This is a genomic window from Microcoleus sp. PH2017_34_RAT_O_A, assembly GCF_020737885.1.
Taxonomy (GTDB): Bacteria; Cyanobacteriota; Cyanobacteriia; order Cyanobacteriales; family Microcoleaceae; genus Microcoleus.
The window spans coordinates 54,625-66,042 of sequence record NZ_JAEQDD010000054.1; the positions used below are offsets into that span (position 1 = coordinate 54,625).

12 protein-coding genes are annotated in these 11,418 nt (G+C 46.4%); 4 read left to right on the forward strand and 8 right to left on the reverse strand.

The features are described from left to right. The first annotated feature begins 159 nt into the window (after positions 1 to 159). Together JGK11_RS18890 and JGK11_RS18895 are read left to right on the forward strand one after the other, a co-directional pair. Positions 160 to 1,005, forward strand: coding sequence for a YaaW family protein (locus JGK11_RS18890; protein ID WP_293185418.1), 846 nt, complete (start codon positions 160 to 162; stop codon positions 1,003 to 1,005). Between the two features lie 52 nt (positions 1,006 to 1,057). Next, the gene (locus tag JGK11_RS18895) at positions 1,058 to 2,719 is read left to right on the forward strand and encodes an O-antigen ligase family protein (protein WP_293212469.1); all 1,662 of its coding nucleotides are present in this window, start codon (positions 1,058 to 1,060) and stop codon (positions 2,717 to 2,719) included. 41 nt (positions 2,720 to 2,760) lie between these two features. Here the strand turns inward: JGK11_RS18895 and glmS are convergent, their stop codons facing one another. The 7 genes from glmS to JGK11_RS18930 form a co-directional block, all read right to left on the reverse strand. Then, entirely contained in the window at positions 2,761 to 4,704 is a 1,944-nt protein-coding gene (gene glmS, locus JGK11_RS18900) for a glutamine--fructose-6-phosphate transaminase (isomerizing) (RefSeq protein ID WP_293192880.1), read from the reverse strand. Between the two features lie 518 nt (positions 4,705 to 5,222). Beyond that, a complete protein-coding gene (gene psaC, locus JGK11_RS18905; protein ID WP_015175986.1) occupies positions 5,223 to 5,468 on the reverse strand; it encodes a photosystem I iron-sulfur center protein PsaC in 246 nt (81 codons plus the stop codon). Between the two features lie 239 nt (positions 5,469 to 5,707). After that, positions 5,708 to 6,613 (reverse strand): CoB--CoM heterodisulfide reductase iron-sulfur subunit B family protein, encoded by a 906-nt coding sequence (locus JGK11_RS18910; RefSeq protein ID WP_293212472.1) that lies wholly within the window; start codon positions 6,611 to 6,613, stop codon positions 5,708 to 5,710. 161 nt (positions 6,614 to 6,774) lie between these two features. Further along, positions 6,775 to 7,686 carry a metallophosphoesterase gene (locus tag JGK11_RS18915; protein WP_293192878.1) on the reverse strand — a complete coding sequence of 304 codons (912 nt, stop codon included), beginning with the start codon at positions 7,684 to 7,686 and terminating at the stop codon, positions 6,775 to 6,777. Between the two features lie 34 nt (positions 7,687 to 7,720). Then, the gene (locus JGK11_RS18920; RefSeq protein WP_293192876.1) at positions 7,721 to 8,038 is read right to left on the reverse strand and encodes a cupredoxin family copper-binding protein; all 318 of its coding nucleotides are present in this window, start codon (positions 8,036 to 8,038) and stop codon (positions 7,721 to 7,723) included. 107 nt (positions 8,039 to 8,145) lie between these two features. After that, complete coding sequence (locus JGK11_RS18925) at positions 8,146 to 8,439, reverse strand: peptidase (RefSeq protein WP_293192874.1); 294 nt, start codon at positions 8,437 to 8,439, stop codon at positions 8,146 to 8,148. Positions 8,440 to 8,755: 316 nt separating this feature from the next. After that, a complete protein-coding gene (locus JGK11_RS18930) occupies positions 8,756 to 9,124 on the reverse strand; it encodes a hypothetical protein (protein ID WP_293192872.1) in 369 nt (122 codons plus the stop codon). A 297-nt stretch (positions 9,125 to 9,421) separates the two neighbouring features. Here JGK11_RS18930 and JGK11_RS18935 point away from each other — a divergent pair, with 297 nt between their 5' ends. After that, a complete protein-coding gene (locus JGK11_RS18935) occupies positions 9,422 to 10,087 on the forward strand; it encodes a sigma-70 family RNA polymerase sigma factor (RefSeq protein WP_293212474.1) in 666 nt (221 codons plus the stop codon). Between the two features lie 136 nt (positions 10,088 to 10,223). Next, on the forward strand, positions 10,224 to 10,958 hold the full coding sequence (locus tag JGK11_RS18940) for an anti-sigma factor (protein WP_293212476.1): 735 nt from the start codon (positions 10,224 to 10,226) through the stop codon (positions 10,956 to 10,958). Positions 10,959 to 11,080: 122 nt separating this feature from the next. On the opposite strand, the gene JGK11_RS18945 is transcribed toward JGK11_RS18940, so the two are convergent. Further along, positions 11,081 to 11,281 (reverse strand): hypothetical protein, encoded by a 201-nt coding sequence (locus tag JGK11_RS18945; protein WP_293212478.1) that lies wholly within the window; start codon positions 11,279 to 11,281, stop codon positions 11,081 to 11,083. Positions 11,282 to 11,418 lie beyond the last annotated feature (137 nt).

Below are 11,418 nucleotides of genomic sequence, written 5' to 3' on the forward strand. Positions count from 1 at the left end.
GGGGCGTAAGCCATCGCCCTCCGCCAGGTAGTAAAATAATCGACAGGTAAGATTAGTTAAAAAAATGTAGCGATCGGCAAGTTCCAAAAGCGCGCTACTCAGCGACAATCTAAAATCTAAAATCTAAAATCTAAAATAGTATGACGGGAGGGCAAAATCTTGGACGAACTCAGAGCAGCACTAGAATTGACAACAGAAGAAGAATTGCAGCAACTAACCGAACTTCTGTTCAGTCGCAAGTTTAACCCTTTAGATTACGTGCAAACCCCCGCACCCCTAGACGTACAAAGCCGCGATCGCGAAGCATGGCTAGACGCCGTAGAACAAAGGTTTCGGTATCTTGCCGCCGACGGGTTGACGGTACTGAGAGGGCGAACCGAACAAGTAACCTACAGACAAGCACTAATTCAAGTTTGCCGCTATCTCAAAATCCCTTATCCCAAACAGTTGTCAACCACCGACTTAGAGGCAGAAGTATTTCTGCATTTAATGGGCCGCACCTGGAAGCGTTTACCGAAAGACGAACAGCAAGCCCTGACAGTCCGCGTACAGCGAGCAATTGTCGATGCTAAACTTTCTGAACCGTTGCCAATTTCTGCTGAAAAAGACCCGCTCGGTTTGCTGTTCAAAGGTGGCAGCGCTTTAGCCGTTAGTTCAATTTTAAAACCCATGTTGCTGAAATTGATGGCCAATCAATTTGCGCTGCACTTTGCTACCTATCAAATGGCCACACAAGTAGCGATCGCAGGGACTGCAACCGCAGCAACCCAGTTTCAAAATTATGTCGCAATTCAGACGGCGCGGCGGGGGATGGCCGTGACTGCGGCTCGTTACGGTGCGACACGGAGCGTGTTTTCATTGCTCGGCCCGGTGATGTGGACTTGGTTTTTAGCAGATTTGGGTTGGCGATCGATTTCTACGAACTACGGGCGCATTATCCCGACCATTTTTGCCTTGGCTCAAATTCGCTTAACGCGATCGGAATGCGTTTGGGAACTAGCATAGCGATTTTGGATTTTGGATTTTGGAGTGAAGAATTGAAGAATTGGGAGTTTGGGTGAATATCAAAAAAACGTGGAAATTAGCTGTAAAACAGACAGCAAAAAATCTCAATTCTTACCTGCAAAAACATCCCGATCGCCGCCTGCAAATCCCTTGGAATTTCGCTCAAATCGGGATGCTAATTTTTCCGACAATTCCAATCTTGGGAGCTTTAGGAATATTCCTGGGATTGGCCGGCACTTGTCAGCAAAAGTTCCGGCAAATCTGCCGCAGCCCGCTGAATCGAGGATTCGCAATTTTGAGTGTGCTGCTAGTCATCACAACGATTTTTGCCAACAACCGTATCGAGGCTGTTTTAGGCTTGTGCAATTTTTGGCCATTCTTTATATTGTTTGCTGCTTTTAGCAGTTTAATTCAAACTCCAGCTCAGTTACGACAATTGTCTTGGATAATAGCAATTAGTGCAATTCCCGTCATAATTTTAGGTTTGGGACAGCAATTTTTAGGTTGGAGCGGCATCGATCAATTGCAGCCTATTTTTGGCTGGGTACTCGAACCGAAAGGCAATCCCCCCGGCCGCATGGCTTCTGTATTTATGTACGCTAATATTTTAGCCGGCTATTTAACAATCGCTTTTATTTTAACACTCGGATTGTGGATGGAAGAACGAGGAAGGAAGAAGGAAGAAGGAAGAGGGAAGAAGGGAGAGGGGGAAAGGGGGAGAGGGGGAGAGGGGGAGACGGGGAGAGGGGGAGAATTGCCCAATTACCAATTACCAATGCCCAATGCCCAATCCCCAATGCCCAATGCCCAATGCCCAATGCCCAATGCCCAATGCCCAATGCCCAATACCCAATTCATATTTTTAAGTTTTGCAGTAGTAGGAAATGCTGTTGCTTTGATTTTTACTAATTCTCGGAATGCTTGGGGATTGGCAGTTTTGGCAGTTTTGGCTTTTGCATTTTATGCGGGTTATAAAAAAATATTAGCTGCGGTTTTTAGTGCAGTGGGTGCAGTGTTTTTGTCGGCGTTTGGCCCGGAACCTTTACGGCAATATTTGCGAATAATTATCCCGGCTTTTTTCTGGGCGAGACTTACGGATGAAATGTTTCCAAATCGCCCGACTGCTACTTTGAGAACTACTCAATGGGAATTTGCTTGGTCGATGGCTCAGCAGCGTCCTTGGACTGGTTGGGGATTGCGAAATTTTACGCCTCTCTATCAAGATAGAATGCACGAATGGCTGGGTCATCCTCACAGTTTGATGCTGATGTTGGCTGCGGAAACGGGATTCCCAACAACGCTTTTGTTATTTGGTTTAGTTGGTTGGGTTTTGGCTAAAGGTGTTTTATTGCTGGCGAATTGGCAGATTTTTCCTGCGAATATCAAACAGGAGCAAATAGCAACTCTGGAAGTACCGGAAAATCCTTTAGCTCTCAATCAAAATTCAATATCTACTAGCACAAATCAGGTGGTTTGTCAAGATGTCGAAAATGCCGATCGCCTAATTTTCTTCAGTTATTTATTAGCCTTCGCCGCCTGTACGCTGTTTAACACTGTAGATGTAACTCTGTTTGATTTGCGGGTTAATACGATAAGTTGGGTGTTGTTGGCGGCGATTTGCGGAATCGGGAATAGGGAATCGGGAATAGGGAATAGGGAATCGGGCATCGGGAATCGGGCATCGGGCATCGGGAATCGGGCATCGGGTAATTGACAACAGTCAACAGTCAACAGTCAACTGTCAACTGTCAACAATTATTCCACCGTCACCGACTTCGCCAAATTGCGTGGCTGATCCACATCCAAACCTCGGCGCGCGGCAATGTGATAAGCCAACAATTGCAGCGGAATCACTGTCACAATCGGCGACAACAATTCATCCACCAAAGGCACCGGCAAAACGTGGTCAAAAATATCAGCTTCCGCCGCGCCATGCTTCGGCGTAACGCCAATTAAACGGGCGTCGCGGGCTTTGGCTTCCTGGGCGTTGGAAAGGACTTTTTCGTAGACGCTTCCGGGCATCGCGATCGCCACTACAGGCACTTTAGCATCCAAAAGGGCGATCGGGCCGTGTTTCATCTCTCCCGCCGGATATCCTTCGGCATGAATGTAACTAATTTCCTTAAGTTTCAGCGCCCCTTCCAAAGCAATCGGAAAGTTAATTCCCCGCCCCAAAAAGATAAAATCTTGGGTTTCTGTAAACTGGTGCGACAATTCCTCGACATACTGTTCTTGAATCTCCAAAAACTTCTCGATTTGGGCTGGTAACTGGCGCAAACCCGCAAGAATTTCTGCCAATCTCTCGGTGCTGATGGTTTGCCGCTGGTGCGCCAAATCCAAAGCTAAGAAATAGAAAGCCATCAACTGAGTGACAAAAGTTTTAGTTGCCGCCACCCCGATTTCTATACCAGCGTGGGTGTTGATGATGTGTGGCATCATGTGGGCGATCGAGCTTTCAGTCCTGTTAGTAATGCCCAACATTCGCGATCGAAATTTATCGGTAAAAGCCGCGCGACGCTGCTGTTCCATCCCCAAAGCAGCCAGCGTATCCGCCGTTTCTCCCGACTGAGTTACCCCAATAATTAAAGTATTTGCTGTCAGCGGTGCGGGCGCGTAACGGTACTCAGAAGCGTACTGCACAGCCGTGGGAATATTAGCTAACTGTTCCAACAAATATTTGCCAATTAGCGAGGCGTGCCAGCTCGTTCCGCAGGCGAGAATGGAAATTTGCTCGACATCGGCGCAAAGTTCTGGTGGCAAGTTGAGATTGATGGGAGAGCCTGGATTTCCGGGCTGCCAATCGCTGTCTAAATAAGTCTCCAAACAAGCTCGAACGACTGCCGGCTGTTCGTAAATTTCCTTGTGCATGAAGTGCTTGAAGCCCTGTTTCTCGACTGAAACTGGGTTCCAGCCGAGGATGCGCGGAGTTTTTTTCAGCCTTTGTCCTGCAAAGCTATAAACTTCTACTCCCATCGGAGTTAGTCTTGCTAATTCGCCATTTTCGAGGGACAAAACAGCGCGGGTGTGAGATATTAACGCTGGCGTGTCGGAAGCACAGAAAAATTCACCTGCACCAAAGCCAATCACCAAAGGAGCTTGCTGTCTGGCGACAATTATTTCGTCTGGAAAATCTGCACAAATTGTGGCGATCGCAAAAGCTCCTTCTAGCCGATTCACCGCCTTTGAAACCACATCCAAAAACGACAACTCAGTAATTTCCTCTGCTGTTGGATCTTGTCCTTCTTCCTTCTTCCTTCTTCCTTCTTCCTTCTTCCTTCTTCCTTCTTGGAAAATTTCAGCTATTAAATGAGGGATAACTTCTGTATCCGTATCCGAGACAAATTTATGTCCCTTGGCTTTCAATTCTTCGCGCAACTCGCGATAATTTTCGACAATTCCATTTTGAACTACGGCAATTCGCCCGCTATTATCTAGGTGAGGGTGAGCGTTATATTCCTCTGGTTTGCCGTGAGTTGCCCAGCGGGTATGTCCGATACCGATGGGAGCGGGAGAGTCTATCTCTGCTAGCTTTTCCCGGAGGTTGTGCAATTTGCCTTTTGCTCGGATGCAGGTAATTTTTCCTTCGGAGATGGTAGCGAGGCCTGATGAATCGTAACCCCGGTATTCCAGTTTCTCCAATCCTGATAGCAAAATCTCGCTTGCTGCTTGCGTGCCGATATAACCAACGATTCCGCACATTTAAGGTACTACTCCTGCTTAGCGATCGCGATAAAACCCAATTTTTATCATTTTTACACCAGTTGCAAAAAAGAATGCAACTGTAGGGAAGATCCCAACCATGATACTCAGTCGATTTTAGATTGTAGATTTTAGATTTGACTTGCAACTTTGAATTTGGAAGCTGGAACTAGGATCTAACTGAGATCTTGCACGCCTTGTCAATAAGAGGATTTTTCGTGGGGTCGGGCGGGTTTATAGAACCTGTTTGCTACCTTTAAGGCTACTGGCGAACCCGCCCCTACGGCTAATTGAGAATGGTGCAAGATCTCAGATCTAATATTTTGCTTTTGATCCTGACACTCGCGTCGGGGGCTTGTGTCCGTTTGTTGCCGATCGTCGAAAATCCCAAATCCCAAATCCCAAATTGTATTACCTTCTTCCTGTCGCAGAATGCAGATTCCGCGACAAAAAGAGAGGGGGCAATTTAATCGCCCCCTCTCCTGTGCCCGTAACTCGATCGACAGTTCGATCGATATTTAGTAAGCTAGACCCATACTGCGAGTGGTTTCTGCTCCCAGGTAAACCCGGATGCTCAGAAAATCGGTAGGACAAGCTGTTTCGCAACGTTTGCAACCGACACAGTCTTCTGTGCGGGGAGACGAGGCAATCTGAGCCGCTTTGCAGCCATCCCAGGGTACCATCTCCAAAACGTCAGTCGGACAAGCGCGGACGCATTGAGTGCAGCCGATGCAGGTATCGTAGATTTTGACTGAATGAGACATTGAATAAAGGCTCCCAACGAGTCACTAAAAATTTGCGGGCTCTGCGAGTTAAAAGATTTGACGGCGAGGTACCACCGCTTATGCCTGCACAGAGAATTAAAGGTTAGTCTACCGCAGTGCTTGGAAGCACTTCGCGAAAAAGCGACAAAACTTCACAGTCGATCGTAGGTTCGTAGTCAGGACTTTAGTCCTATCCGAGTTAGAAAGGACTGAAGTCCTGACTACGAACTTTAGAAAAACTAAAAGCCTAATTTTTCTAACACGGGCTTAGTTGAAACAATATGCCGATCGAGTCCTAGTTTTTTTGGCTCAACACCCAAAGCCAAAGCCACCAATTGCGGTAAATGCAATACGGGCAAACCCAACTTACGCCCAATTACTTTTTCGACTTCCGGCTGACGCGAATCCAAATTCAAGTGACAAAGCGGACAAGGAGTTACCATACAATCAGCACCGTTGTCAAGAGCATCTACAATATGTTTGCCGGCCATCTGAAAAGATTGGTTTGTGGCATAACTCGCCAGCGGCCAACCGCAGCATTGCGTCCGTCCTCGATAGTAAACCGGAGTTGCCCCGATCGCCCGAAACACATTTTCCATGGATTCCGGTTGGTGCGGGTCGTCGTAAACCAAGTTATCCTGAGCTCGCAGCAGGTAGCACCCGTAAAAAGACGCGCACTTCAAACCCGAAAGCTTGCGGGTGACTCGCTTCTGCACTTCCTCCAGACCGTAATCTGCGACTATTGCCCACAGCAGATGTTTCACTTCCGTACTGCCTTGATAAGGCGAACAGCCTTGTTTTTCGAGTAAACCGTTTACTTTTTCGAGGTAAGGTCGATCGGTCTTTTGGGATTCCTTGAGGCGATCGTCCACATGACCGATTACCCCTTGACAAGTGCTGCAATGCGTGAGTAAAGGCAGATTAAGTTGTTCAGCCAAAGCAATATTGCGGGCGTTAACAGTATCTTCCAACAACTGTGAATCTTCCTTAAAAGTGCCAGAACCGCAGCAGGAAGCTTTTTTGAGTTCCACCAGTTCAATCCCCAAAGCTTGAGTCAGCGCTTGGGTAGAAAGGTAAAGTTCGCGGGCGGCCCCTTGGGCGACACAACCGGGAAAGTAAGCATATTTGAGATTTGGGGATAGCATAATTGTTTCTGCTGGGGACATAAGGCAAGGGACAAGACAGGAGGGCGATCCTCTTCGAGGGCTGCGCTAACGAAGTTGGGATGCTTCCTCTCCATATCCTTACCCAGTTTTAAACGATTATGAGTCAATCGTTGAGGCGGGTAGCTATTAACCAACACGATCTAGCCCAGAGTATGTTGGTCAACTTTAGTCTCCTTCCCTGCAATCACCTCAACCGTGCGGAATCCCAACACCGCCAATAGATTTTTCTCAGGGAGTTTGATGGGAGTAGGTTGCTCGCCATTACCAGGGGCGGGTAGAGGAAAAGCCGTCGCCGCAGCGGTGTGGAAGCGAATATTGCCTTCGGTATGCTCAATTACTTGATGGATGTGACCCGTCAATACTGTGACCGACGCAAAGCGAGATAGCAGCGAAAGCAACTTGGCAGAATCAGCAGTTGCCCATCCCCATTTAGGATAAAGGTCATATAGGGGAAGATGGCTGAAAACAACGAGAGGCGTATCCTGTTTCTGTGCTGCCAAATCTTTCGCCAGCAAGTCCAGTTGCGCCTGACCTAGTTTACCTGTTCCAGTCTCCCCAAATTCCAGCACATTGGTCAAAGAGACAAAGTGTATTCCCGCCTGATCCCAAACCTGTAAACCTTCCCTGACATCCTTTCGGGGAAAGGCTTCCTCGTAGGCTTTGCCCCGATCGCCGATCGTATCGTGTTCTCCTGGTAGAGTAAACAACGGGACTTTTAATTGAGAAAGCAGTTGTTTCGCGCGATCGAATTCTTCTGGTTTAGATAAATGGGAAATATCACCCGTGTGCATCACAAATGCTGGCGGAGTGGGTAAAGCATTAATCGCATCGATCGTTTTCTGAAGCGTGTCGGTAACATGGTCATTTGCCGGTTTGTTGAAACCGATGTGCGTATCGCTAATTTGAACGAAGGAAAACGGTGCAGCCGTGGATGATTTTTGAGCATTTGATTCTCCTACCTGACAAGCAGTCAATAAGCCATTAGAATTGACTGCCCACACGATTCCTAATCCTGTCCAGCTAACGTGTTCGATAAATTTTCTGCGTTGCATGAGTGTTCCTCTGGTTAGTTTTCGATCGGTTTTTCTAAGGTGTGACTGTCAGCGTTCCTTTCATAAAAGGGTGAACTGCACAAATGTAGGGATAGGTTCCTGGTTTTGTGGCGGTGTAGTTCCAGGTTTGATCGGTATCCAGTCCTTTAGAGTTGAAAGCACCATCCATAGATGTTGCTGTGTGGGGATCTTCATCAAGATTGATAAATTGAACAGTTTTACCAACTGCGATCGTCAAATTCGCTGGCTCAAATTTGAAATTACTAATTTTGACCGTGACATCGGCAATTTGTTGGCTAGCCGGGGATTTTGCCGGAGTCTGACTGGGAGTTGCTTTGGGTTGATCTTTCATCACCATTGGTTGATTCGTTGCCTGATGGTTCGGACTACAGGATGACAACGACAACATAATAACCAGGAATCCACTGGCAATTGCCATGAAAAAATAAGCAATATATTTCACGATCGATCTCCTATCTGCCTCGGTTGATGGCGTTTGGTAAATAATCCGGTCATACTGATTCCAGTAGCCACTAAGCAAATCAAACCCAACCCATTCAAAATTGGCATGATTGCATCAAGTTTGAAGATTTGAAATGTATGAACAGAGATTAAAAAAGCAGCGAGTCTTGCTTGATGTAGCCATGTATCCGCGATCGCAATGCTAATGCCAGTTAGAGCAGTGAAAAGTAGTGGCAAACAAAAGAATGTGGCAATCATCCGATGGTACTTGCGAAAATCTTTTTTCATCATTTTAGTTTCGTGTAATGGTATGGAAACGCCTTATAATTTGAGTAGGAGAGGCAAATTCCTTGAGAGCATTCCGTATTTGCAAATATATCGGTAGGGGCGAAGCACCTGACGGCCGTAAATCTCTGGTTTTTACCAATAAATTGTCTGTCGGTATGCTTCGCCCTTACACTTAAATTTGGGATGTTCCATTATTTTGTCTGCTGGCAGTCTATTTGCAAAATTGGGATGATCCTTCTTCCTTCTTCCTGCTTCCTGCGGTTATAAATCCGGCGGCTTGTCACCAAATTGCTTGCGGTCAAAAAGAAGAAGGACTTTGTTAATTGCCATACTGGCAACGATTTAAACCCTCAGAATACTCAAACAAACTCACCTTACCTGATGATGGGAACAGATAGCGACAGTATTCTGGGCTAATATCCTTAACGTTGATTTCGTTATCTTTTTGAGTCTTTGTCGAGGCTTGAGACTGCTGCATTTGCGGAGAGATGGCTTGAGGGGTTTCTGGTTGAGATTGCTGCGTCTCTGGAGAGATGTCTTGAGGGTTTTCTGGTTGAGAAGCTTCTACTTGAACGCTATTCTTTTGGTTGAGAGCGTCAAAGCGATGATTGGCAAAAGCTGTGCTTTGTAATCCTGCGACTGTAGAGATAGTTAATAAAGTCGCAAACGTGATTTTGTGGAAGTTCATAGTTTTTCAGGGATTTAGTTGCAAACGCTCCCTGGGAAGAATGCTAACCAGGCTATTTGCTTGTCTGTACTATGAAGACGACTGCGGATCAATTTTGGATTTGAATTCTGTAAAATTTCTTACTAAACTGCTGTGCGCGGTTTGTTCGGCTTGAGACATTAGCTAATGTCAACGGATCGGATCGAAATCACCACTTCGACAAAAAATCGATGCTAGACTCATCCAATTAGCTCGATCAATCGTTTTATAAATGACAGGAAGTTTGCTCTATGCTCAAAAAAAGTTGTTACATCAGGGTTGGCACTCATACTGCAAGAGGCATCGGGCATTTTTGCAGAGAAATTAACCTCGGTCTACTTACCTGAATCTATGCCGTCGAGTTCTCCCGATCGCAATTTCTCAGAGCCTTTAACTCCCAGTGATGCCACACTATTGGATAGCCTGAAGGCAAAGCAACCAGAGGCATTAGGGTGTCTCTACGATCGCTATGGCAGCGTGGTGTATGGAGTAGCGCTAAAAGTGTTACAAAGCCAGCAGGAAGCCGAAGACTTGACACAGGAAATTTTTCTGTCGCTGTGGCAGCGTCCGATCGATCCTGCTAAACACGGTCATTTGGTGCGCTATCTAATTGCCATGACTCGATCGCGGGCGATCGACAAATTGCGATCGCGCAGTCGTATCCTTAATTTGGTGCAACGTTGGGGGCAGAACGTCACCGCTGCAACCCCCGCGCCTACTCCGTTTGAGGAGGCTGTTTTCAATGAGCGATCGCAGCAAGTGCGACAGGCATTGACCCAGCTTTCAGAACAGCAACGGCAGGCGATCGAACTAGCCTATGATGCTGGACTCAGCCAATCAGAAATTGCCCAACAACTGGATAAACCCCTGGGAACCGTGAAAAGCTGGACTCGCCAGGGACTCGTCAAACTGAAGCAACTTTTACAGGATTCAATTGACTTATGACCAATAATTTCTTGATAGTGCAAGCCCCCGGATTTATCCGTGGAATCAATCGAAAATCCTTGCATCCTCAAGCCCCCGAATTTATCCCTGGGGTAAATCCAAAATCCAAAATCTAAAATCTAAAATCTAAAATCGAATGACTGAATCTCTGACTCCCGAAGCAATCGAAATCTTGGCAGCAGGCTATGTCATCGGCGATCTCGATCGCGCCGAAGTAGAGGTATTCGAGCAAATGTTGGCAGAAAATCCAGCATTAGTGGCAGAAGTGAAGCAGCTTCAGGCAACCTTAGACCAAGTTGTTTACAGCTTAAACAGCGTTGAACCGCCTCCTCATCTCCAATCTGTCATCCTGGCTGCCGCTACCACGACTTTCCAACCCTCCCAACAAAAACAGTCTCGACTCCCCTGGCGCACCGTCATGGGTGGTGTCGCGGCACTTCTGATTCTGTATTTAGGAGTAGATAACTATCGCTTGCGACAGGATTTCCGCATGGCTCAAGATATCAATACCCTACTGCAACAGTCCCAGACGCAACTTTTCTCTCTCAAGGCTGTGAATGCGTCGGATACTGCTGCGGGTAGCTTTGTGGTGAATCTAGGAAAACGGCAGGGGATTCTAGCCGTGCAAAATCTGGTGACTCCACCCAAAGGTAAAGTCTATCGACTTTGGGCGATCGCGGATGGCGAAAAAATTCCCTGTGGCACTCTAAAAATTAATTCCCAGGGAAAGGTGCTAGATAAATTCTGGATGCCTGCCGACTTTTATGACGCAGGTATTTCCGGGTTATTCGTGACGTTGGAATCGTCTGAAACTAGCCGTTATCCCACCGGAGCGATCGTGATGCAGAGTAACTCAACTAACAAGATCTAACCTCAGGAACTCATGATCTGTTCAAAACCTTGCCTAGTAAGTCTTTCAACTTGTTTTTCACCAGGTCAAAGAGTTTATGCGCCCAGGACTAAGGAATGAAAATTTAATAACTTTAGCGTTTGTTAAATAATCGGCACTGCACGATAATTCCATTTTGGCAGATATTCATCAAAAATAATTTTCATTGTTTCTTTCAATCCATTAGCTACTTTTCGACCAGTTTCATAGATTTTATCAAGCACATTTATCACCACAGAAAGCCCGGTTTTAGTATGAGTTTTTGCCATGAGTTTTTTCACTAACTCAAGATCAGTAAAAATCACTCCTTGACAGGCTCTGGTTACGTAAGAAAACAAACGATGCTGTCGGGGTGACAAGTCGCCTATAACGCTGATAGAATAAGGCTCATAGCTCTTATGCCTTGTTGATAATTAGGCAGTTTATGTGGAGATAAAGACAT